The organism is Psychrobacillus sp. 05T411 (assembly GCF_056396485.1).
Genome location: NZ_JBFTLO010000013.1, coordinates 73745 through 98066, shown reverse-complemented (window position 1 = coordinate 98066; position 24322 = coordinate 73745). Strand labels below are relative to the sequence as shown.

Annotated in this window: 18 protein-coding genes; 13 read left to right on the top strand and 5 right to left on the bottom strand. The window is 37.9% G+C overall.

From position 1 onward, the window contains the following. Positions 1–93: 93 nt before the first annotated feature. From AC1DFT_RS12465 to AC1DFT_RS12445, 5 genes are all read left to right on the top strand, one after another. Positions 94–1116, top strand: a complete 1023-nt coding sequence (locus AC1DFT_RS12465; protein WP_478159096.1) for a Bug family tripartite tricarboxylate transporter substrate binding protein — start codon at positions 94–96, stop codon at positions 1114–1116. Between the two features lie 346 nt (positions 1117–1462). Next, positions 1463–2995, top strand: coding sequence for a YifB family Mg chelatase-like AAA ATPase (locus AC1DFT_RS12460; protein ID WP_478159095.1), 1533 nt, complete (start codon positions 1463–1465; stop codon positions 2993–2995). Positions 2996–3165: 170 nt separating this feature from the next. Further along, complete coding sequence (locus AC1DFT_RS12455) at positions 3166–3765, top strand: transposase (RefSeq protein ID WP_478159073.1); 600 nt, start codon at positions 3166–3168, stop codon at positions 3763–3765. A gap of 217 nt (positions 3766–3982) precedes the next feature. Next, positions 3983–5698 carry a peptide ABC transporter substrate-binding protein gene (locus AC1DFT_RS12450; RefSeq protein WP_478159072.1) on the top strand — a complete coding sequence of 572 codons (1716 nt, stop codon included), beginning with the start codon at positions 3983–3985 and terminating at the stop codon, positions 5696–5698. A 597-nt stretch (positions 5699–6295) separates the two neighbouring features. Beyond that, on the top strand, positions 6296–10195 hold the full coding sequence (locus tag AC1DFT_RS12445) for a S8 family serine peptidase (protein ID WP_478159071.1): 3900 nt from the start codon (positions 6296–6298) through the stop codon (positions 10193–10195). Between the two features lie 134 nt (positions 10196–10329). On the opposite strand, the gene AC1DFT_RS12440 is transcribed toward AC1DFT_RS12445, so the two are convergent. Continuing rightward, positions 10330–11895, bottom strand: coding sequence for an NlpC/P60 family protein (locus AC1DFT_RS12440; RefSeq protein WP_478159070.1), 1566 nt, complete (start codon positions 11893–11895; stop codon positions 10330–10332). Between the two features lie 226 nt (positions 11896–12121). Between AC1DFT_RS12440 and AC1DFT_RS12435 the strand changes: the two genes are divergently transcribed. Together AC1DFT_RS12435 and AC1DFT_RS12430 are read left to right on the top strand one after the other, a co-directional pair. Next, positions 12122–12583 (top strand): competence protein ComK, encoded by a 462-nt coding sequence (locus AC1DFT_RS12435; protein ID WP_478159069.1) that lies wholly within the window; start codon positions 12122–12124, stop codon positions 12581–12583. Positions 12584–12864: 281 nt separating this feature from the next. After that, positions 12865–13347 carry a sigma-70 family RNA polymerase sigma factor gene (locus tag AC1DFT_RS12430; RefSeq protein WP_478159068.1) on the top strand — a complete coding sequence of 161 codons (483 nt, stop codon included), beginning with the start codon at positions 12865–12867 and terminating at the stop codon, positions 13345–13347. Between the two features lie 56 nt (positions 13348–13403). Here AC1DFT_RS12430 and AC1DFT_RS12425 read toward each other — a convergent pair whose 3' ends face one another. Continuing rightward, on the bottom strand, positions 13404–14069 hold the full coding sequence (locus AC1DFT_RS12425; RefSeq protein ID WP_478159067.1) for a hypothetical protein: 666 nt from the start codon (positions 14067–14069) through the stop codon (positions 13404–13406). Between the two features lie 184 nt (positions 14070–14253). Continuing rightward, positions 14254–14508: a hypothetical protein gene (locus AC1DFT_RS12420; RefSeq protein ID WP_478159066.1), complete on the bottom strand. Its 255-nt coding sequence runs from the start codon at positions 14506–14508 to the stop codon at positions 14254–14256. Between the two features lie 417 nt (positions 14509–14925). Between AC1DFT_RS12420 and AC1DFT_RS12415 the strand changes: the two genes are divergently transcribed. The 4 genes from AC1DFT_RS12415 (at position 14926) to AC1DFT_RS12400 (ending at position 19378) form a co-directional block, all read left to right on the top strand. Beyond that, on the top strand, positions 14926–16065 hold the full coding sequence (locus AC1DFT_RS12415; protein ID WP_478159065.1) for a hypothetical protein: 1140 nt from the start codon (positions 14926–14928) through the stop codon (positions 16063–16065). A 348-nt stretch (positions 16066–16413) separates the two neighbouring features. Next, on the top strand, positions 16414–17088 hold the full coding sequence (locus AC1DFT_RS12410; protein WP_478159064.1) for a CAP domain-containing protein: 675 nt from the start codon (positions 16414–16416) through the stop codon (positions 17086–17088). A gap of 311 nt (positions 17089–17399) precedes the next feature. Next, positions 17400–18059 (top strand): ABC transporter ATP-binding protein, encoded by a 660-nt coding sequence (locus tag AC1DFT_RS12405; RefSeq protein WP_478159063.1) that lies wholly within the window; start codon positions 17400–17402, stop codon positions 18057–18059. Then, a complete protein-coding gene (locus tag AC1DFT_RS12400; protein WP_478159062.1) occupies positions 18056–19378 on the top strand; it encodes an ABC transporter permease in 1323 nt (440 codons plus the stop codon). The genes AC1DFT_RS12405 and AC1DFT_RS12400 overlap by 4 nt, the downstream gene beginning before the upstream one ends. A gap of 83 nt (positions 19379–19461) precedes the next feature. On the opposite strand, the gene AC1DFT_RS12395 is transcribed toward AC1DFT_RS12400, so the two are convergent. Together AC1DFT_RS12395 and AC1DFT_RS12390 are read right to left on the bottom strand one after the other, a co-directional pair. After that, positions 19462–20334, bottom strand: a complete 873-nt coding sequence (locus AC1DFT_RS12395) for a putative bifunctional diguanylate cyclase/phosphodiesterase (protein ID WP_478159061.1) — start codon at positions 20332–20334, stop codon at positions 19462–19464. 159 nt (positions 20335–20493) lie between these two features. Then, positions 20494–20619, bottom strand: coding sequence for a hypothetical protein (locus AC1DFT_RS12390; RefSeq protein ID WP_282242777.1), 126 nt, complete (start codon positions 20617–20619; stop codon positions 20494–20496). A 45-nt stretch (positions 20620–20664) separates the two neighbouring features. Here AC1DFT_RS12390 and AC1DFT_RS12385 point away from each other — a divergent pair, with 45 nt between their 5' ends. Continuing rightward, positions 20665–21540 (top strand): helix-turn-helix domain-containing protein, encoded by an 876-nt coding sequence (locus AC1DFT_RS12385; protein WP_478159094.1) that lies wholly within the window; start codon positions 20665–20667, stop codon positions 21538–21540. Positions 21541–22811: 1271 nt separating this feature from the next. Next, positions 22812–24311 (top strand): 4-hydroxyphenylacetate 3-hydroxylase family protein, encoded by a 1500-nt coding sequence (locus AC1DFT_RS12380; RefSeq protein WP_478159060.1) that lies wholly within the window; start codon positions 22812–22814, stop codon positions 24309–24311. Positions 24312–24322: the final 11 nt, after the last annotated feature.

Genomic DNA, 24322 nt, shown 5'->3' with positions numbered 1-24322 from the left:
GGGAGAATTCATTTAAATAATAATGTATACGCTTTCAAGATTTGCTATAAAAAAATGGAGATTCATACTATCTGAAGGGGTGAAGTAGTAATGATGAAAACAGCAAAATGGAAAGGTATTCTACTTGGGACTGTTGTGGCCTTAGGGTTAGCAGGCTGCAGTGGAGCGGGGAGCAATACCGCTAGCGGAGCTAATAAAAATGCGTATCCTGAAAAAGCGATTGTTGTCGTAGCACCTTCTGGACCAGGCGGGGGATGGGACCGGACTGCAAGGACGTTTACGAAAGTAATGACAGAATCCAAGCTTGTGGATGGGAGCATGATGGTTGAGAATCAGCCTGGCGGTGGCGGAACTGTCTTTCTTGCTAGTTATGTGACGCAAGACGCTAAAAATGACTATAAATTATTCACGGGGTCACCTCCCGTTTTAATCAACCATTTGAAAAAAGAAGGGAATAGCCCTTTTGGACATAAGGATACTACACCTCTTGCCCAATTAACGAAAGATTATGGCTCTATTGTCGTTAAATCAGACTCAAAGTATAATGATATCCAGTCTTTACTAGACGATTTGAAAAAAGATCCGACTTCTGTAACTTTTGCGGGAGGATCAGGACCCGGTTCCATGTATCATTTAGTTTCTATTTTGCCGGCCTATAAGTCTGGGATCGATCATAAATCGATCAAATATGTATCATATGATGGCACTGGAGAAGCAATGACGGCTTTACTAGGTGGTAATGCTGATGTTCTAGCAACAGATGCCTCATCCGTAACACAGTATGTAAAAGCCGGCGAAGTAAAAGTTCTTGCGGTCGCTTCGCCAGAGCGAATGGGCGGAGAACTGAAAGACGTTCCAACTATGAAAGAACTTGGTATCGATGCTGAATTTATGATTTGGCGAGGAATTTTTGGACCGAAAGAAATGAGTGAAGAGGCGCTAAGTTACTGGAACGATAAGATTAAAGAGATGGTGGAAACAGAAGAGTGGAAAACAGCTATGACAAGTGCTGGATGGGAAAGTGATTATAAAAACTCAGAAGACTTTAAACTATTTTTAGACGAGCAGAATGATCAAATTGCCGAATTGCTAAAGGCGCTAGATATGGCTAAATAATTTCCCATAAGTGTCCMTGTGTGAAAAATAATTCTGACAATTATACAAGGAACACGTAAAAAGCAAAGAGCATGCACCAAACGAAGCTGTGTGTGCTCTTTTTTTTGTCTTTTTGCATATGAAAGTTCAGAATTGTTCCGCACACAGGGACATATCAAAAAAACGAAGAATTTAGTTTTGGAATAGAAAAAAGCCTTAAAATTAAATTTTAAATCCATTTTCGTATCGAAAATGAAATTGTCATGTTTAATGTTCATTTATGACAATTTACTTCCAAATAATAATACTGTATGGTGGAAAAAAGCATGATGATATGAAAACTATGAAAAGAAAGTAGGGAGCAAAGATACATAATTATGTATATAGTGTTGGTATGCAAGGATTGAAAGGACAAATTATTCGGGTAGAGGCGACAGTTTGGGACGATAAGGAGCAATGTATCATTATTGGATTGCCAGATGCTTCGATTAAGGAATCAAAAGAACGGATATTGAACTGTTTATTATCCMTCGGTATCGATACGAATATGAAGAAAATTACCATTTTACTATCGCCCTCTGATGTGAAAAAACAAGGTACTTCGTATGACGCCGCGATGCTTTTGGCGGTATTGCAAGCGATGTCAAATGAACCCATACAAATCCCCGAAAAAACATGTTTTATCGCTGCCCTCACTTTGGACGGACATTTAACTACATTCAATAGTATTATTCCAACCATCCACCAAGCAATGCTGTTGGGCTTTAAGAAAATTTTTATCCCACCTATTGATATATCCCTTTTTCTTGAGATTCCAGATGTAGAACTAGTTCGCGTAGCCCATATAAAAGATTTACTTTCGCACTTAAGAGAGAATCGCCCTCTTTCTGACGCAGAACTGGAATTGATTCCTTTAGAAACACTCCCAAATGCACCTGAAGAAACACCGTATATATGTTTTTCTGCCATTCGTGGACACAAACAACCGAAGCGTGCGCTTACTTTGGCGGCAGCTGGAGGGTATCATGTGTTGATGACTGGTCCCCCTGGATGTGGTAAGAGTTTACTGGCCAATGCGTTTCATACAATACTGCCTGATCTGACGAATGACGAAAAACTAGAAGTGTACAGCATTTATCAAATGGCCATGCAAGCTAGGGACTTGGGTTTGCGTCCTCCAATTAGAAGTCCCCATCATTCCATTTCGGAAGGGGCTATTATTGGTGGCGGACGTTATCCAAAACCTGGCGAAATATCGCTAGCGCATCGCGGTGTGTTGTTTTTGGACGAGCTTGGTCATTTTCCTCGTCGTGTCATTGACACATTACGACAACCACTCGAGTCAGGAATTGCCGTGGTGAATCGTGTAGAAGGATCCAATCAATTTCCAGCAACGATCAATTTAATGGGAGCGACCAACCCTTGTCCTTGCGGATATTACGGTTCCAATGAAAGATATTGCACATGTACGGAGAAGATGCGCTTAAAATATATAATGAAGATAACGGGACCAATTATTGATCGAATTGACTTTGTATTAGGTTTGCAAAATCAAGGAATCCTAACACAAACATTGAGTGAAACATCGGAAGAAATAAGGTGTAAAGTAGCAGCTGCAAGAGCGATGCAGCTGACTCGTTATAGATATAATTACACAAACGCAATTGTACCAGTGAAATTATTCGAAAGGAAAGTAATATTTTCTGAGGCACAACTGTCTAGCGTTCAAAACTTTTGTTTTAAAGCGAAAATCAGTAGTCGTTCTACAATGAAAATTTTGAGACTAGCCAGGACCGTATCTGATTTGGAAGGTGATTTATTGGCAACAGATCAAGCGGTTACCGAAGCATTGGAGTGGACGAGACAAGCAGCAATTGTACATACGACGTTCCTAAAGTAGTGTGGAATGTCACTGTGTGGCAAACAATTCTGACAACCAACTGATGTATATGTAAATTACAGAGAACATTCACCAACCGAAGGGGTTTAAGTTATTTTTCTATACTTTTGCATACGAGAATTCAGAATAGTTTTTACACAGGGACACAAAAAGGAAAGTGAGGCATAACATTGACAAGAAAAAGAAACTTTAATCCCGATTCCTACTATCATGTCATCATGCGAGGCAATAATCGACAACCCATATTTGGGTCACATCGAGATATGCTTGAGCTTATGCGGGTATTTCACTATGTTTATGACAAGAGTCCATTTGAAATCCTCGCCTATTGTTTCATGACAAATCACTATCATCTTCTTATTAAATCTAAAAGAGAGCCACTTAGCAAAATCATGGCACTTATTAATAGAAGATACAGTAGCTCGTATTCCAAAAGATATAATTATGTCGGAAGAATCTATCAAAGACGCTATTTCGCAAAAGAAGTAGAGTCTCCAATTGGATTACTAAAAGTCAGTAACTACATCCATCGCAACCCCATAGAAACGAAGCAACCAATAGTGGAACGGCTAGAGTGGTACCCATATAGTTCCTATCCATTTTACTTTGAAGAAAATAAACCTCCCCCTCCCTTTTTAAATAGAGAAGTTTTAAAAAAGTACCTGCCATCTACATTTGAAAAGTCAAATGCAGGCTATTGTAGCTACTGCTTAAACCACCGACCAAGAGTAGAGGCAGAGGAAAGAGAAGCGACTATCTACGAAGTGTAAGGTGCCTTTGTAAGTCGCCCCTGTTCAACGAATAATTCTGACAACTAATAAAATAGAAGTTAATAATCTGAGAACATTCGCTCAATAGAAAGGGAGGATGTTCTTTTTGTTGACTTCAAACTAAAAAATTCAGAATAGTTTGGTGCACAGGGACGCAAAAAGAATGTATAGTAGAGAAGTAAATAATTAATTCAGGAAAGTAAAAGGGGGATGTATGATGAAGAAAAACAAATTATTATGGCTTATAGCAATGGTTTTTGTCGTAGGTATTTTTCTATCAGCATGTGGCGGGGGGGACAACGCCGACAGCGCTAAAGATACAACAGATACGGAAAAAACAGAAGGTACAGAAAACGCAACAAGTGAAAAACTGGATGAGGAACAAGTGTTAAATCTAGTCGAACGTGCAGAGATTCCGTCCGTGGACTCGGTTCTAGCGGATGATGCTGTTTCTTTCAATGTACTAAACAATATAGGAGAAGGATTGTTCCGCTTAGATCAAGATAATGTAGCGGTTCCTGCTATGGCTGAAAGCGAGCCAGAAATTAGTGAAGATGGTATTACATATACATTCAAATTACGTGATGCTAAATGGTCAGATGGCACACCTGTAACTGCTCACGATTTTGTGTTTGCATGGCAGCGTGCAGTTGACCCAGATACTGGATCGACTTATGGACCTTATATGATGACTGGTATTATTAAAAATGCAACAGAAATCGCTAACGGTGCTATGGGTAAAACGGAATTAGGGGTAGAAGCGAAGGATGACAAAACATTAATTGTTACACTAGAACGACCAGTTCCTTATTTTATGTCTCTCATGGCATTTGGAACATTTTATCCACAAAATGAGGCGTACGTTACTGCACAAGGAGACAACTACGCTACAAACTCAGAAAGTTTATTGTCTAATGGACCCTTTATGTTGAAAAACTGGGATGGCACAGGTCTTTCTTGGTCAATGGAAAAGAACCCAGAGTATTGGGATGCAGAAACAGTCAAGCTTGATATGATCAACGTTGACGTTATAAAAGAACCAGGTACATCTGTTAACTTATATAATAATGGTGATAAAGATCGTGTTGCGCTAACTGGAGAATTTGCCATGCAGTACGCAGATGATAAAGAAGTGGAACAGGTTTTGAAACCGACCGTCTATTATTTGAAATTAAATCAAGAACGAAATGGAGAAAAGACGCCACTTGCCAATGTAAAGTTGAGAAAAGCACTTGCTATGTCTTTCAATAAGCAAGATATGGTGGATGTTGTTTTGGCAAATGGTTCCATTCGGGCAGACTTCCTTGTGCCAACTGGGTTTGCATTTGATGAAAACAAACAAGATTTCCGTGAAGTAAACGGGGACATGCTTCCATTTAATGCAGAAGAAGCCGCAAAATTATGGGAAGAAGGCATGAAAGAGGAAGGTCTTACTGAGGTGACATTCGAATATATTACTGGTGATACCGAGCTTTCCAAAAATTTAGATGCTTACTTAAAATCACAAATGGAGTCAAACCTTAAAGGACTTACGCTTAACATAAAGAGTCTTCCATTCAATGTTAAATTAGATTTAGATGCTGCTCAAGATTATGATATTCAGAGCACTGGCTGGGCTCCTGACTTCCAGGATCCGGTTACATTCTTGGACTTGTTCCAATCTGAATCTTCTCAAAACAATATGTCTTTCGCTAATGAAAAATTCGATGCACTTCTTGAGAAAGCCAAAGGAGAGCTTGCACTAGATCCAGCCGCACGTTGGCAAGCATTAGCAGAAGCAGAAAAAGTTGTAGTCGAAGAAGAGGCATCAATTGTCAATTTGTATCAAACAGGATCCATGTCCTTGCAAAAACCTTATGTGCATGGAATTATCGCGCACCCATTCACTGGGGATTATAGTTACAAATGGGCATATATTTCGGGGAAAGAATAAGAGTCTAGTTATATAGCACACATCACAATATAAAAATCCTACGCTTTCTATTTAATTTAGAGAGTGTAGGATTTTTTCTTTTCCCCCTTTATTCCTAAAGTTTTATGTAAAACATAGCTTTTAAATAATATCCAAATTGCAACTTGCATTGGGACAAGTCACCGTATATATCCTGCTCTATTCATCTTTGTGAGGTAGTCCTTTGTAACTATTATTTATTTTGTATGTTACTAGTCATCTGTTTCATTATTTTAATATTAAGCAAAAGCATCCGGTTATTGAGAAAATGGAAGAGATTATTACCTTGTTAAATGTAGGAATTAGAATCTCTAAACAATCTTTCTTTTTCATTAAGGGATTTATTGTAATTTTATAGATTCTTTTAACTCAATTTTAAAAATCTCTTTGTACTGGCACTTTGGGACCACACCATTTTTGCATTAAAAAAAGATATAGATAAAAGTGCTAAGTAATATTATGATAGAATTATAATATTTGGAATTTACTAAAATTTCAAATAGCAATATAAGAAGGAGGCTGTAGTAGATTTTTTGATTCATAGAGAAAAGTAGATTGTCCAAAAAGGGAGGAAATAGAGTGAAGAAAAATCTAGTCACTAAATTATTCAGTACATTCATGGTACTAGCGATGGTCTTTACAATGTTTATACCAGCTCTAACCGTATCTGCGAATACAGATGTACAACCATTCAAACAAAATACTCCGAGCGAAAGCACCTTACAATTAAAAGCAGCGATTGCAGAACAATTAAACCTATTGGATGGTGGACCGAAACTTCACAAAGACTTACAAAATCTAGCGGGTAACCAAGAAGTTGCCGTAATCATACATTTATCAGAAAAACCAGTTGCCCTTGAAAAAGGAATAAACGAATTAAAAGGGAAAAGATTCTCAGCAACCCAAGAGAATCAAGTAAGAACGAAAGTGAAATCACAACAAGCAAACGTAAAAAAAGAACTAAATCTAAAGAAGATTGCTATTAAACAGGGATATTCATTCGATACTGTGTTAAACGGTTTCGCAGCTACTGTAAAAGCAGATGATCTTCCAAAACTACTAACTGTGCAAGGAGTTACGCTAGTAGAACCTGACACAATTGTTTATGCGTCGGAAGAGCCACAAAAAACGAAACCGACCAAACCATCTACGATTAACAAAGATAAAATCGTAGATACAAAGATGAATACAAGTATTTCATTCTTAGGTATCGAAAGACTTTGGGATGAAGGAATCGAAGGTCAGGGCATCAAAGTTGCAGTACTTGATACTGGAATCGATGCAGATCATCCAGAATTTGCAGGCATTTATAAAGGTGGAAAGAACTTTATCCCGAACTCATCTACCTATGCAAGAACCCGTGCGGAAAACGACGCATCGGAAACTTCGCCTTTAGAACGACCGGCAGGAACACCGGAATTTAATGCGAATGGAAGTGCCTTCTATACTTCTCACGGCACACATGTTGCGGGTACGATTGCAGCAATTGGTGCGAACGAATACGGTATTAAAGGGATTGCACCAAAAGTTGATCTCTATGCTTACCGAGTGCTTGGTGCATATGGAAGTGGAGCTACTTCTGGTATCGTAAAAGCAATTGACACGGCAGTTATTGAACAAATGGATGTTATTAATCTATCACTAGGTGGAGGGGCTAATACGGAAACGGATAGTGGCTCTTTTGCGATTAATAACGCAATGATGGCTGGAACAATCTCTGTCATCGCTACAGGAAACTCAGGTCCTAACCGTGGAACGATGGGAACTCCAGCGACGGCTCGTTTAGGTATCGCAGTTGGTAACACAACGAATCCGGAAACGATGTACAACGGTCAAGTAAATGTTACAGTTGGTGATTATAATCTTACAAAACAACTGCAATTGATGGGGACAACTTTTGGAAAAGATTTAGCGACGCAACTTCAAGGGGAATTGGAATTAGTGGCCGTTCCTGGAAACGGGGAAGCAAAGGATTATGAAGGTATAGATGTAAACGGCAAAGTTGCGCTAATCTCTCGTGGAAATATTGCATTTGTCGATAAGATTGCATATGCAAAAGAAAATGGAGCAGTGGCAACGATTATCCATAACTTTGCTGGTGGTTCCAATGCACCGAATGCGTCTGGTACATTTCTAGGAGATTCTTTTGCATTTATTCCAACGTTTGATATGTCCCAAACAGATGGTGATGCAATTCGTGCAGCTTTAAGTGATGGAGCGGGGACGGTTCAATTCGGTAATTTTGGTTCTACTAAAACAATTGGAGACGATGTAAACAATTCAAGTTCACGTGGACCTTCTACTCCGAACTTTGATATTAAGCCGGATGTAAGCGCTCCCGGGACGAATATCATGTCTACAATTCCAATGTACAAAGCTGACTTCCCAGATGCTGTTTACGGAGAAGCATATGACCGCAAAACAGGAACTTCTATGGCAACACCACATATCGCAGGGATTGCGGCTCTTGTTAAACAAGCGAACCCAGATTGGAATGCATTCGATGTAAAAGTTGCACTTTCCAATACGGCTAAAGTGCTTAATAAATCAAAATATGATGTATTCGCGCAAGGTGCTGGCCGTGTTAATGCGTATGCAGCAGCACACCCAAGCATACTTGCTTATGCAATTGATACTGCGGTGTTAGACAGTAGCGGCTCMCTTGTAGAAAACTTGAAAGGTACCGTAACATTCGGCCCACAATCCTTAAAAGAAAATATTTCTGTTACCAAACAAATTCTTGTAAAAGATAGTAAAGGTAGCGGTGGAAATTATAATGTAACCGTTGATACGATAAAAACTTACGGTGATGCTACAGTAACAGTGGATCAACCTACATTCACACTGAACGGCGAGCAACTATTAAATGTTACCTTGACCGCTTCTAAAGCGACAGCTCCAAATGGTGCAGAAATATTAGGATATATCCATATTAATGGTGGCGATTCTGATATTTCATTACCTTTTGCAGCAGATTTTAGTGGTGTAGTAGCTACGGAAATTAGAGATATGAATATTACAGAAACTGACCTTTCCTTTGACGGAGATGGTGTGAAAGATTCAGCAGACCTTACATTCACATTGACTGGGAATGTGACAACGAACTATATCGAACTTTGGGATATCATGAATCCTGAAGGTGGAGAATATGGTGATGGTTACATCGGTTACTTACATGCGGGTTCTTCGCTGGGAGCAGGCTCTTGGAAGTTGACCGTTGATGGTGAGTACCAACCATGGAGTGGCGAACCTGCAACAACGATTCCAGACGGTCTATATACAATCGACTTTACTGGACTTGCTGCTACGGGTGCGATTGGTGACTATGTTGGACCAGTTGTAGTAAAAACAACGAAACCAGAAGTTGAAGGCTCTGTGAAAGATGGAGTAGCAACTGGACAAGTAAGGGACAAGTATATTGAATACAATGAAGAATTATATTTATATGGATTAGAATATGATTTAAATGAAAAACTAAATGCTTCCTATATTGCAACTGTTAATGGAGAAACTGCCGAGGCAGTGGACTTCGACTTAGCGCAAGACGGATCGTTTTCATTCCCAGTAACGACTGAAACAGATTCTGTGAAAGTAGTCGTTCAAGATGCAGCGGGCAATAAAGGAGAATTTTTAATTTTCGAGAAAGAAGTATCAGAAGTAACACTAGCGGTAAATCCAACGGAACTTGATTTAGTAGTAGCCGAAACAGCTCAACTAGCTGTTACAGAAACTTCCACACCTAAAGAAGGGGAAGCAACGGATAGAGATGTAACTGCAGAAGCTACGTACGCTGTGGCAGATGAAACGGTAGCAACAGTTACAAATGGTTTAGTAACGGCAATAGCAGAAGGAGCTACAACTATCACCATCACGCATGGCGATAATACTGTGATTGTAAATGTGACTGTCAAAGAACCAGTAGTTATCGTACCGGGTGTAATCTTAACTGCAGATCAAACACAAATTGATCTTGAACCAGGAAAAGAAGCACAATTAACGATTAAAGAAATAACGACAGCAGCAGATGGGAATATTACAGAAAAAGACGTAACCAAATCTGCTAAATATAAAGTAGCATCAAGTAAAGTGGCTTCTGTAAAAGCTGGTTTAATAACAGCAAAACAGGCGGGAACTACAACAATTACTGTTACTTACGGTAAAAATGAAGTAACGGTAAATGTGACTGTAACCGCACTAGAAATACCAACTACACCAAAGGTAACACTAGTCGCAGTTCAACCGCAAGTGGTTCTTACGAAAGGATCAGAAGCGCAACTAACGATTAAAGAAGTAACGACAGCAGTAGATGGAACAACAACAGAAAAAGATGTGACTAAGTCTGCAAAATATAAAGTAGCAGATAATAAAATAGCTTCCGTAAAAAATGGTGTTGTTACAGCTAAAGCTTTAGGAAATACAACCATAACAGTTGAGAAGGGTAAAAAAGAAGTGGTAGTTGAAGTGATTGTAGGAGAATAAGTAATAAAAAGAAGCAGCTGGGGATGATTCCCTAGCTGTTTCTTTTTTTGTCCCTGTGCAAGAGACTATTCGGAATAGTGTCTTGCACAGGGACAAAAAAGGGGGGGATAGGAATACTTTCTATCCCCAATCTACTAATCTAAATATCTCCGGGCTCCTGAATAGTTTCGTTTATAAACCCCTGCAGAAATAGATTCGATTTTGACTTTATCGGATGCGTTTGGTGCATGGAGCATCTTACCTTCTCCGATATATAATCCGACATGATACACTTTCCCTTTTCCTCCGTTGCCAGCAAAGAACACGAGATCCCCAGGTTGTAAATTACTCTTAGAAACGGCTTTCCCTTTCGTTGCTTGGTAAAACGAGTCACGAGGAATGAGAATCCCATGGTTTTTATACACCGAGTAAATAATACCAGAACAGTCAAACCCAAAGGAGGATGTACCTGCCCATAAATAAGGAAGACCTAGGAACATTTTTGCACTATTAACGATATCTTTTTGCGTAGGTTTTGGAACTGCTGCATAATTTTTATATACTTTTGCATCTTTTTTAGCTAAATATTTCACACCGTTTTGTGGGGTAAGCACATGTAGCCATTCCCCTTCTTCTTTGATCACAGGAAGAATCGTAGTATAGCTGATGTCTATATATTTATTCTTTTTCTTTGCATCACTATATAAAGTGGATGATTTGGCATTTACAATAGCGATTGAACAATTAGTCGTATCTGTTGCTGTTTCGAATAAATGCGATGTTGGAACCCAACCAGAATAGCCCTCTTTTTGATAAGGGACGTACTGATCTTTCACTGCTATTTTGGACCATTTTCCGCTTTTTTGTAAAACGACGACTTCATCTCCAAACAACGCTTGGGTGTCAGTTTTATCTACAAGCCACCATTTTTGTTTCAGGTTCATCGTTTTCATCCATTTAGAAATGTCTACTGGAGTAGAGATGGAAGGGCGATCGACCGTTCTATCTATACCAGGCTTGTGCCAAAGAGATGTAACTTGGACATTTACTTTCATTGTTTTTGTCTTGCTTGGCTTTTCACACGATGCAGGAACAGGTGGTGCAGGTGGTGCTTTTATTTGGAAATCCGGATTTAAAATGCGTGCGATAAAAACGGCAAAATCTACTTTCGTGATGTTAGCTAGTGGTTTAAACGTGTTGTCTGGATAACCTTTTGCAATATTGGTCGCTTGTAGTGTATTAATAGCTTCTGAAACCCAATAAGTTGGTGATACATCGACAAATGGCGTTTTGGTTGTGCCTTTCAGATCAAAAGACCTGACTAGAAAGACAGCAGCTTCTCCTCTTGTGAAATAGGTATCTGGATTAAATGCTCCGTTCTCATCAGCTAGCATAATTCCACTGTTTGCGACGGTTGCCATGGTAGAGAAGCTTGCATGGTCAGCAGTAACATCCGAAAAATTTGAATCTGATTGATTGGAAGTATCAAGTTTAAGAGACTTCACAATCATTTCTGCCGCTTCCAAACGAGTTATCTCTGCGTCTACTCCGAAAGTACGTGCGGGGTCACCAGTTATGATGCCTTTGGAAGCTAAAAAATCTAATTCCGCTTTTGCAGGATAATCATCTCCAACATCCTTATACAATGGTGCTGCAGAGGCATTACTAAAGCTCGAAAATAAAAAAAGGATAAATGCTAAAAATACGATGAATTTCTTCATTCTAGTGATTCCCCTTTAGTCTGATAGTTATAGAAATAGTATAAACTACTTTGTTGCCCCTGTGTAACTATGTATTCAGAATAGTGAACTTTAAATAAATAGGAAAGTAGATCGAAAGACTTGAGTAAAAAGTTTTAAAAATTCTTATTATTTGTAAATTCGGACTATACATAGAATTATATATTTGATAATATATAGAAGAGGAGGCGAAAAGGAGGATATTTATTTGAAAGAAAATGATTCTAAAATGATTAATCGACGAGCATTGGCACTTGAATCTGTTTTTACGAATGGCAACAAATCGAAAATCACGACAACACATGGAATTCATTATTCAAAAGTGTCTGTACCTGAGTTACTTAATAATGCTTGCATACGCTACGCTTCAACTTTAGAAGGTCGTATGAAAGCGATTAAAGAGTTCATGAATTATTATCACAAAACACCGGTTCTCATAAACCCAAATGAGTTTGGCGCATTTCCGACATTATCCTATAAAAATGTAGAGTGTGTATGGATTTTTAATCATCACTTCTATGTTAACGAGTTAGGCAATGGGTTCTCGCAAATCGTGTTTGATAATGGAATTCATATGACAGTAAAAGCTTCCAAAAACGTTTTACTAAAACAACAGCAAAGATTACACACAGCCATTAATATAATGAGCAAAATCGAGGATTCCGAGTAAGAAATATTACACTAATATAATGTCTCCGATAAATGGATAAAAAGTAAAGCGGTTGAAGCAAATCTTCGGTCGCTTTTTTGTTATGTCCCTGTGTACGGAACAAGTCTGAATTGTACTAGAATTGTGTCTTGCACAGGGACAAACCAAAAACTCTCCTTCGCCAAACAGTCAGTTTCACACTCCAAACTGGACGTTTCCTCATTGGTACTAATGCTTGATACCGATTATCCTAAACCTACCTAGGAATAACCGAATCGTGCACGAGTCAAAAGGAACGCACAGTGAGCACATTTGAAGAAGTATTAAGTCAATATGAACCAATGATTTCGGCCTGTATACGCAAATTGCATATTTACAAAAACCTTGAACTTTATCGTCAAGCTGGAAGAATTGCCTTATGGAAAACATGGGTGAAGTTCGATGCCGCAAAAGGAGATTTCGCACCATACGCATATCGGTGCATATACGGGGCGTTGCTGGATGAGCTAAAAAAAGAAAAGCGTCAGGAAGAATACGTCGATGTGGTAGAAGATGAAAAACTATCGCTTTTACTGGAAAGGTCACTGGTCACAAGTTTTGTCCATGAAGATCTGGGAATCGCTATGGAAAATTTAACCGAGAGTGAACGGGAATTATTGCTCTGGATTTTCGTCGAAGGAATCTCGCTTCAACAAGCGGCAACGCGCGTAGGCATCACAATACCAGGCATCAAAAAAAGACGAGAGCGATTGCTGCAAAAACTAAGAGAAAAACTAATAAAATAAATGAAAAAGCTCTGCAGAGAAGTTACATCTCTACAGAGCTTTACTTACGCATGTATTCAAAGTAAATAAATCATCCGATCCAAATAAGTCCCCAGCATCGTGTCGGCCAAAATAGTCACCAAGATCAAGAACAATAGCACAAACACCAAAATATAAAGAATAAAACCATATAAAGAATCCAAGCCAGGCGCTTTTTTAGTCGCTAAAAAACTAACCAAGTATAGTGGCAATATAAACAAGGCAAATATAAAACTAATGATTAACACAAAATTTCCGTATGTAAATGATTGAATCACTATTAATAGAAATGAAATCCCGACACTCACCACAACAGGAGACAATTGCCCTCCATAAAAACTAATAATCGTCTTCAACGAATTAGGAGAACCAAAAAAGTTATTTGCGATAAACAGTGCAAATATTGCAATGCCAAACAGCAAGAAAATAAGCAACATAATTTGAACGAAAAAAGAAAAAAAGCCTAAAGACTCCCCAAAATAATTACGGTTCACAACTAAAAATAACGAAACGGAATACACGATGGCAAACAAAAGAATGCTAAGTAAGCCGTTTGAAAAATCTTTTTCCCCTTGTTCAAACGCACGGGAAGGTTTTTTTAATTGCTGCATAAAATAGATGCGATACTGTTTGGACCTTTTTTTAATATTCTCTAACTGGATATTCGGTTCTACCTGCTGAGTAGAGGCTCTTTTTTTCATCATAACAATGGGTTCTTCCAATTTAAATCCACATGTTCCACAAAAGTTTCCGACGACTTGTTCGTCACCACAATTTGAACATACGATACGAAACTCCTCCTGCGTCCTTTTTATACATAATATGAGACAGAGGGGGCTATTATGTCATTAGGAAGTCGCAAATTGACTTTAGCGGTTGGTAGTAATGCTAGCCTCTCCAGTCCGAATCTAAGTATTTATGGAAGACAATTTTCTTCGATTTAGCCAGTTCTTGTTTTGCTAGTTCAGGAGAATAAAAGATAGTTGACCCTAAAGCAAGCTTGTCTGCCTCTGCTTCATAATCGATTACTGAAATATTCCACGTTCCGGATCTTTTGAGTTTTTCAATCAAATCACTAGTCCAAATGTCTACTCCCAAAATCACATGCTCTGTTTTTTCCCTTTTTCTTATTCGTTGATGCATGATCCTTCCTCTTTTCATACGATTTATTTTGTCTATCATATCATTTTTGGTGTGTGTCTGATAGTGTGTTCCCCTTTTGAAAGTCGAGCATTTCTAAGTTGTAAATATTTTTTAGAAAATAATGAAAAATAGGATTAAAGAATAGATAAGTAGGGTAATAAAATTAAATAATAGGAAAATTGTAATGTTTCATCCTATTTATGCTACTAAAAAAGAATAGGAGGAAGTATATCGAAAAAGGGAAATGACTAATTTTGGGATGTTGTAAGGTTTACAGTAGCTTCGAAGAGTTCAACAGAATTGGCTAGTAAAGTGGAGGTAATACTGTAAAAGTCCTCTAGAGTAGTGGCAATATGAACTTGCTAGAATACACTGGTAATTGTGCAAAGATTTTCACCCAAAAAGAGGAGGAGAAACATGAGTAAACGTTTTATCAAGCAAACGACAGCAGCAGTATTATTAACAACATCGGTATTATCATTTTCATCAGCTGCACTAGGAGCGACGAATTCATCTGTGGATCAAGCGGTAAATAAGGCGAAGGTAGAACTGGACAAAGCGACAACGCATTATGTGTATCCGTCACTAGAAGAAAAATTAGCACCGAGTAGTGCACTTTACCCGCCTTTAAACAGTGCGAAGAAAAACTACCAAGCTGCTAGACAGGCAGTAGTCTCTTCTCAACTATCGACTTCTGCAAAACAAGAGAAGTTGAAAGAAATAGATGAACTGTATAGTGAAAAAGTTTCGGGTGGATTGGTTCCGTATATTGACGCATACAACTATGCAACAAAATATTTAGAACCAATTATGAATGAAATTGAAGCAGCCCAAGCAAGAAATGATTTTGCGGCAGTAGAAACAGCGTATCACAAATTATCATTCCAACTTAAAGGAAGAACTGCAATTTTATATCGTTTCTCTGGTAAAGCGGCGCGTGATCTTCTATTAGAAAAGTATAAAAAACCCGCAGATGCAAAGCGTGATGAATTGATGGTTCCCGTAACTATTCATATGTCACTCAAAGAGATTACAGATTTACTAGAAGCCGGTAAAAATGTGGAAGCGAAAAAAGAATTCGGAGAAGTAGAAGCTTTACTGGATCGTCTACCAAATGCTACAACAAACACTTTTGTTGCGGCCTTGTTAGATGAAGTGGCTAAGGTGAAAGCCGCTCTTGATGATGCAACAGCAACTCCTCAACAAAAGATAGATAAGAAAATTGCTAATTTAGTAACCATATTAAATGCCACTCAGTTTGAAAATATGACGGCAGCAACAAGTGCTTCTAATTCTTTAACAATTGTAGTGAAGAAAGATGTAGGAGTTGCAGATTTCCTAAGTAAAGGATTCTATCAAACATTTGTTAAAGAACTAGGATTAACAAAAGTGAATGGATTTGCTCCAACGTCTCCAGAAGCAGTTGCTTTTATCAGTTCTAAAGTCCCGGCAGGAGCGGATTCACTGGAAGATTTGAAAGGGCAAACTCTTACTCTTCCAATTACTGTGAACAACGGTTCTGAATTAACAGTGGATTTTTCGATCTTATTTCAATAGGTGCTAATTCGTATTTATTTCTTCTATATAAAAACAGTTTAATATAATTGAGTAGGAAACAGTGACTAGATTAATACTCTGGTTGCTGTTTTTTTAAAAAGTCATTAAGCTACGAAATAATTGTTTTCATTTAATCTAGTAGTGCCTTTTTATACACTGATATCGAAACTGTCAACGGTATTATAGATGAAATAATTAAACATAGAGGATAAAATATCCACTTTTTTTGTTATAGAACAGTTGTTATAAATGGTTTTTCCTCTCTTTCTGGGTTCACTGGAATATTTTATTGAAAAAATTCTTGTATTCTATGTATATACTGAGGGAGCACAAGAAGGAGGAGAAATAATGAAAAAAAATTATTCATTACTAGTTGGGGTACTTGCAGCAGGGAGTTTGCTATTTTCCACACATTCTGCCGAAGCATCTATGACCACAGGAAATTCAAACACCACTTCAGAAGCAAAATCATATGAGACACATACATGGAACTCTCCATATCAATATAAATATAACATGAACAAATCTCAGAAAAACGGTCATCATGCACCATGGAAAAACGTGGCACCTGAAAAAGCAACGGCTCCTGAGAAACCAGTTACTCCAGTACAGCCTTCAACAGAATCAAACAAAGAAAACATACAAGTTTCTTCAGAGATTCAGCAAGTAGTTGACTTGGTAAATAGCGAACGTGCAAAAGCTGGACTGAAAGCATTGCAAATAGATACAAAACTTACACAATCAGCTCAAGCAAAGTCGCAAGATATGAAAAACAAAAACTATTTTTCTCATACGAGTCCAACATACGGCTCACCATTTGACCAAATGAAATCTCTTGGCATTGCATATAAATCAGCAGGTGAAAATATTGCAATGGGACAACGTAGTGCAACAGAAGTAATGGACGCATGGATGAAATCACCTGGACATAAAGCAAATATCATGAATCCATCTTATACACATATCGGGGTAGGATTATCTGATAGTGGCTATTACTGGACACAACAATTTATTGGGAAGTAAATTAATAGATACAAATTTCCTTCCCTGTGTTAGGTAATATTCTGACAATTCACTATTAAAGAGGTACTAATAGCACCCACCTATTGAACAGGTGGGTGCTATTTGGCGTTTAGCTAGTATATTGCCCTGTGTGTGAGAAACAATTCTGAAAAGTTTATTGCACAGGGACGATTTTTATTGATTAGGATTAATTAGATCTCTTCACACCGATAAATGTGGAGGGATTTCTTTATTTATGTTTGTAGTATAAGAGAATAGGGCATATAAAAGGCGTAAGTTTAGAAACTTACAGTGGGGATGGAGGGTATTGTATGATTAAGCTTCGAGATGCTCGCAAATATTATCGTGTGGGAAGTGGGAAGAACGAGATTTTACGAGGTGTGAATTTAAGTGTGGCGCAAGGCGAGTTTGTTGCAATCATGGGGAAGTCTGGATCGGGAAAAAGCACGATTTTGAATTTGCTTGGCACACTGGACGTGTTGGATTCGGGCAATTATGAGTTAGCAGGTAAAACAGTACATAAAATGAGTAAGGGAAGTCGTGCACGTCTAAGGAATGAGGAGATTGGTTTTGTATTTCAGCATTTTCAATTAATCCCAAATATGTCCGTCTTTCAAAATGTGTTGCTTCCATTAACATATGGTCAAAAGCGTTTGAGGAAAAAGAAGTCCCGCGTACTGTCACTTTTGAAGGAGATGGGGCTTTCTGATAAAAAGCATCAAAAACCGGATCGATTGTCAGGTGGCGAAAAACAACGAGTAGCTATTGCTCGGGCGCTCGTCAATGAGCCACGGCTAATACTTGCGGATGAGCCGACGGGAAGTTTAGATGAGGAAACGACGGAAAGCATATTAAATTTGTTTGACCGTGTACATAAAAATGGCGCGACAATTGTTGTTATTACGCATGATATCGAAGTGGCGGAACGAGCCGACCGTATTTTACACTTGCAAAACGGGGTGCTTGTATGAAGCTGTTTACTGCTTTGAAGCTTGCTTGTTTTGGGTTATGGTCGAATCGGTATCGGGTATTATCCGCAATGATGGGTGTCGTAATTGGTATGTTTGCAGTGATTGTGCTTACCGCAATTGCCATTGGTGTGAAAGACACCTTGATGAAACAAATGGGCAGTCTTGGAGCGGAGCAGATTCTCGTGTTACCTGGTAGGGTACTGGATACGGCAAACGGACAAAAGGATTTATTGAGTGGATTGACAAGTGTACCGAGTACGCTGACCTATGAAGATGCACAAGCAATTGCGAAAGTGGACAAGGTAAAATCCGTGACACCACAACTGGAGACGGTTAATTTGGTGAAATTTGAAGATAAAACAGTCCAGTCTGCATTGGTAGGTACAACAGACCAGTACAGCCGTATTCAACATGCGGAACTTTCAGAAGGACGTTTTTTCACAAAGGAAGAGCAAGTTGCGGAAGCAAAAGTGATTGTACTTGGTAATAATATTCACGATGCACTGCTTGGCAATCAAGAAGTGCCAACAGAAGGTGGAGCAGATTCTACTATTAAAGTAGAAAACAAGTCTTGGTGGAAAAAACTAATGGATAAACTACTGGGAGAAAATGCATTAGCTGAAGAACTGTCCTTAGTAGGTAAGATGGTAACAATCAACGAGCAGTCGTATGAAGTGATTGGAGTGCTTGCGCCAAACGCTACTTTAGGTTCTAGTACGGACAATAATGTTGTCATCCCAATTGAAACAGCGCTTGCAACGACCGATATGAAAAATTTAACGAAAATAATTGTCGAAGCTACGCAGATAGAAGCAGTTGATGAAGTGGATGCCGCCGTGTTTAATGCCATTAAGGCGCAGCATTCGGAAATTGATTTCAGTGTTGTTAAACAAGATCAGATGCTCGGTGCATTAGGGAAGGTCACTTCTATTTTGCAGTTGATGTTGTTTGGAATAACCGTAACAGCCTTATTAATCAGTGGAACGGGAATTATGAACGTTATGGTAATGTCCGTACGAGAGCGGACACGTGAAATCGGCATTCGAAAAGCACTAGGAGCCACAACTTCGGAAATAATGGGACAATTTTTCTTCGAGACGCTATTACTTTGTTGTATTGGAGGAGCAGTCGGAATCGGACTCGGTTATGTATTTATGGAGGTATGGAATAGTAACATCGAGATATTTGCTTTAGTGCTCCCTATGTGGGCAGTGAAACTTGCATTGTATACGACGTTTGGAATCGGGAGCCTGTTCGGGGTATATCCGGCACTTAAGGCAGCGAGGATGAATCCTAGTAAGGCTTTGCGGTTTGAATAGTGCGGGTGACGAGTGGAGCGGTGTGTAAATAGGATACAACATGGAAACAAGTCTCTGTGTAGGAAACAATCAAGAACAGCTTCTTATACAGAGACTTGTTTTAGAAGTTTAGAAAACTCACATGCTGGTAGAGGCCTAGAAAATAAATACCCTTGGATTGTATTGCAATTGTAATTTTGTAAAACTACTAGCTGTTCATTTGTTTCCACACCTTCTGCAATAACGCTMATCTTCAGCTGATGGGACAATTGAATAATCATATTGACGATAAAATTGGCGTCATCTTCATGCGAACTACTTAAATTATCAATAAATGAACGATCAATTTTAAGCATATCGATTTTTCCTTTAAATCGATTTAGATAGGAAAGGGAAGAATAGCCTGTTCCGAAATCATCAAGAGCAATTTTTATTCCCAACTTTCTTAACTCGTCTAAAATGGAGAAAACAATTTCTTCGCATTCCAAAAGGGAAGTTTCAGTTATTTCTATTTCTAAGTATTGGGCTTCTAGACACGATTCTTCCAATGTTTGTACTATGTCGGTGATTAAGTCTTTTTCTAAAAAGTGCGTTGCTGATAAATTAACCGAAATAGGAATTAAGGGCAGTTTTGCATCTTGCCATGCTTTATTTTGCATACAAGCTGTTTTGGTAACCCATTTTCCAATCTCTTTTATTAATCCAGTCTTTTCTGCTAATGGGATAAATTCGTTTGGGGAAACCATGCCAAGTACAGGATGATTCCATCTTATCAACGCTTCTGCACCAATAATTTGTTTCGTTTTTGCATAGACTTTAGGCTGATAATACAATTCCAATTGGTTTCGCTCTATTGCATATCCAAGGTCCAACTCCAGTGAATGTGACTTTGTTTGGTCATTTACTGATGATGCAAATAGTTGTTGCCCTTGTAATTGTGAAGGATAAGTTTCATCAATATCTGCTTTAAGTTGCATGGTTTTTCTCCTTGTATATGATAAATTTTAGAGCTCTCCTAGATTGAAACTTTGGTTATGAAGAGTTTCAGTAAAGAGTTGTGGTAATAATTTACATTGTGTTATTTGAAAAATCCAATAAAATTAATAGAAAAGTAATTTTATTGGATTTCGCTAAATTCAATAAGTGTGTGGTAGGTCTAAAGTAGTTATTGGTTTATCGATAAACTTAGCACTTTCATTGCTAGCGTTTGGATATAATGCTACTGCTAATACGATTAATAAAATAATAGTTAGTTTTTTCATGTGATAACCGTCCTTTTTTCTATATTATGAGGTGATATTTTGGAAATGAAATACTTAGGTTTAGAGATTAGTAAATTAAGAGCTGAATTAGGTATGTCGCAAAAGGAGCTCGCAAATAATATTTGTACACAGTCGACAATTAGTCGAATTGAAGCGGGAGAAGTATATCCGGCAATAGATACTTTATTAAAAATCGCGTTAAAGCTACAAGTCCCAATCGAATATTTTATAGAGATGTTATTTCATAAAAATGTCTTAGAGAGCGAACGATTAATAAAAGAAATTGAATTTCACTTAAAAGAACATCATTATAAAAAAGTTATAACGATTATAAATCAAAATAAAACAGTTACAGATAATATTTGGTTAAATTTATACTTGGAGCATATCTTACATACTGCTCGTTACAAATTAAAAATGATTAGCGCAGAAAAATGCATATTAGAACTCAAAAACATTTTGAACTTTTCAAATCAAACGACTATACAATTCCGTTTTTTGTACATAAAAATATACAATACTATTGCTAATATATATTCAGAAAACGGAGAAGGCAAAAAAAGTCTATATTATTATAATAAAATTTTAAAAGAACATATGCATAAAAACTACACTGATCATAAGGTTTATGAAACACTAATTACCGTTTTATTTAATAAATGTAAAGTACTCTACGACCTTCAGGATTTCAATGCTGCACTAGAAACCGCTAATCAAGGAATACAAAAATCGAAAGAGACATCTTATGTCTTTTTAACAGGAAAGTTCTTATACTATAAAGCACAATGCTTAGAGAAAAAGAATGCTCCCCTCTCAGAAATCAAGGAAGTATATAAACAAGCTCTATTCTTCTTCGAATTCCTAGAATTGCCATTCTATATAAGTGCAATAAAGCAGAATAAACAACAGTACCTGGACTAAATAGGTTGCGATTATTAAATGCACTCTATCTAATAGGATAAATAGCTTCTTCAAACTAATTATTAAGATATTGTATTCCTTTAAATACTTAAAAGTGGGAACAAATAAGTGTATAAAAGGAATACAAAATACTTAATAAATCCTATGTAAAATATCTTTTGCATTTCTAATATACTATTTTTGCAACAAATAATCTTTAGGATATGCATAAATGGATATTTTCCTTTTACTTTGTTTCTTTTTAAAGAAAAAAAATTAAAAAAGATGTTTAACTTATTTTTATCGGGGTATATATATAGTACAAGGCGGAACTACCGTAGGAAAGGGATGGTAAACGATGCGTTTACAAGGAACTCCTAAGGATGAATTGCACAGCCTTGGCGGAAAATTTGCTTTACTGGCGAAAGGCACTCTCGTCGGGAACCGATATATTTAGGTTTCGATCCAAAGAGTATTATCTGCAAGTGAAAGAAAAGTTTTTTGTGTAAGTGCAACTGAAAGTTTGACGGGATGACTATAAAAATGGTCAGTAACGGTTTAACAAAGCAACAATAGCGAATTTTCCGAGTGTACCCCCGTTCAGGGGAAAGAAGAAAGCGTAGTCCAATATGGATTGCGCTTTTTTCTTGTTTTATAGGAAATTGCGAAAATCAATGGAAAACCACTAACTTATCGAGGTTGGGAATTGGCGAAATATGGTTAGGTGAGACAATCTCAACTGTGAACACGACAATCCGCCCACTGAACGTGACAAATCGGTCTAGCCGATTCGGCGAGCTTTTCGAAGCAATTTTCCTAGCAAATGCCGAAATCATTGTCATCTCATTCCAATTAAACTTGATATTATAAGAATTGGTTGCTTTCACTAGCAATCTGGTTGCTCTCGGATTGATTTGGTTGCTTTCCGGGTAGAACTGATTGCTTTCACTAACCGATTGATTGCCCTAAGCCATTTACTGGATGCACACAATCGAAAAGCTGGATAAAGCTTTGGTATTAGTAGATTTGCATTTATAAATGAGCAATTTCCTTTCATCAAGACTCACTTTTCCTAGATTCAGAAACAGCGGAATCTCATCAGCTGGAAAGCAATAGTCTGTCATACATTGAGAAGCATAAAGAGAATTAAATATTCCGTCTATTCAGACAAATGGTGATAGTTCGTTTTTTATTTATCAACATTCCGTGTCATTGTTAGCGCTTACAAAAAATCGTATAGTTTAATCAAATGTATGGCCTACATTATCATAAAACGAAATGGAGTGGTTTTCATGCTTACTGGTCAATCTTATCTGGAAAGTTTAAATGACGGCCGTGTTGTCTATCTCAATGGAGAAAGAATTGAAGATGTTACGAAGCATCCGGCTTACCGTAACTCGGCCCAATCCTATGCGCGTATGTACGATGCTTTGCATGATCCGGAAAAACAGGATGTGCTTACAACGATAAATGAGTATGGAGATCGCACACATAAGTTTTTTAAAACTCCACGCTCCGTTGATGATTTGGTAGGTTCACGAGATGCTATCGTAGAATGGTCCAAAATGAACTTTGGATTTATGGGAAGAACGCCAGATTACAAAGCTTCGTTTCTCGGACATCTCGAAGGATACTCGGATTACTATGTAGGATTTGAAGATAATGCAAAAGCATGGTATCGCAAGGCTTCGAAAGAGTTGCCTTTTGTTAATCATACGGTTATTAATCCCCAGATGGATCGTTCAAAATCTTTGCATGAAAACAAAGATGTTTTTGTACGAGCAATCAAAGAGCGAGATGATGGAATTATTGTAAGTGGTGCCAAAATGGTAGGTACAGCCGCTGCATTAACAAACTACAATTTTGTTGCGAATTATGGTCCMAAAGATTTAGGAAATGGAGATCAAAGTCATGCATTAATATTCCTCGTTCCTATGAGTGCACCTGGTGTGAAAATGATTAGTAGACAGTCATACGAGCTCCAAGCGCTGAAAAATGGTTCACCATTTGATTATCCATTGTCTAGTCGTTTTGACGAGAATGATGCAGTTATCGTTTTGGATAATGTATTTATTCCTTGGGAAAATGTTCTTGCATACCAAAATGTAGAAGTTTCGAATGGTTTCGTTGCAGAAACGCATTTTGTTAATCGCTTTAGTTTTCATGGATGTGCCCGTTTAGGGGTGAAGCTAGATTTTATGACTGGGCTATTGATGAAAGCTACAGAATCATCAGGAACTCATCAGTTCCGAGGTGTTCAAGCGAATATTGGAGAGGTTGTGGCACTTCGCAATATGATTTGGAGTTTGTCTACAGCTATGGCTACTAACCCGGATGTTGGACGTAATGGTGTGCTAGTACCTGGTGGAGAGGCAGCAAACGCATATCGTGTACTTGCACCGAATGTTTGGGTACGCATAAAAAATATTTTTGAACAGGTAGTTGCAGGAGGCCTAATCCAACTGCCATCCAGTGCTCGTGACTTTTTAAATCCGGAAATTCGTCCATATTTAGACCAATACTATAAGGGAACTGGCGTTACAGCGGAAGAGCGGGTCAAACTTCTGAAAATGGTATGGGATTCCATCGGTTCCGAATTTGGCGGTCGCCATGAGTTATACGAAGTAAATTATGCCGGAAATCATGAGAACATTCGATTAGAGGCGATGTACCATTCTATTGGAAGTGGCAATGCAGATTCATTTAAAGGTTTAGTAGATCAGGCCATGAATGATTATGATTTGAACGGTTGGACAAATGAAACATGGAAAGAAAAAATTGCACTTACTTAAGGAGGAAATAG

What these genes read in the sequence shown, in the direction of transcription:
- AC1DFT_RS12465 (WP_478159096.1), top strand. Translation starts at nt 94, where the DNA reads ATGAAAACAGCAAAATGGAAAGGTATTCTACTTGGGACTGTTGTGGCC.
- AC1DFT_RS12450 (WP_478159072.1), top strand. Translation starts at nt 3,983, where the DNA reads ATGAAGAAAAACAAATTATTATGGCTTATAGCAATGGTTTTTGTCGTA.
- AC1DFT_RS12440 (WP_478159070.1), bottom strand. Translation starts at nt 11,895, where the DNA reads ATGAAGAAATTCATCGTATTTTTAGCATTTATCCTTTTTTTATTTTCG.
- AC1DFT_RS12425 (WP_478159067.1), bottom strand. Translation starts at nt 14,069, where the DNA reads ATGATGAAAAAAAGAGCCTCTACTCAGCAGGTAGAACCGAATATCCAG.
- AC1DFT_RS12420 (WP_478159066.1), bottom strand. Translation starts at nt 14,508, where the DNA reads ATGCATCAACGAATAAGAAAAAGGGAAAAAACAGAGCATGTGATTTTG.
- AC1DFT_RS12415 (WP_478159065.1), top strand. Translation starts at nt 14,926, where the DNA reads ATGAGTAAACGTTTTATCAAGCAAACGACAGCAGCAGTATTATTAACA.
- AC1DFT_RS12410 (WP_478159064.1), top strand. Translation starts at nt 16,414, where the DNA reads ATGAAAAAAAATTATTCATTACTAGTTGGGGTACTTGCAGCAGGGAGT.
- AC1DFT_RS12405 (WP_478159063.1), top strand. Translation starts at nt 17,400, where the DNA reads ATGATTAAGCTTCGAGATGCTCGCAAATATTATCGTGTGGGAAGTGGG.
- AC1DFT_RS12400 (WP_478159062.1), top strand. Translation starts at nt 18,056, where the DNA reads ATGAAGCTGTTTACTGCTTTGAAGCTTGCTTGTTTTGGGTTATGGTCG.
- AC1DFT_RS12390 (WP_282242777.1), bottom strand. Translation starts at nt 20,619, where the DNA reads ATGAAAAAACTAACTATTATTTTATTAATCGTATTAGCAGTAGCATTA.
- AC1DFT_RS12385 (WP_478159094.1), top strand. Translation starts at nt 20,665, where the DNA reads ATGAAATACTTAGGTTTAGAGATTAGTAAATTAAGAGCTGAATTAGGT.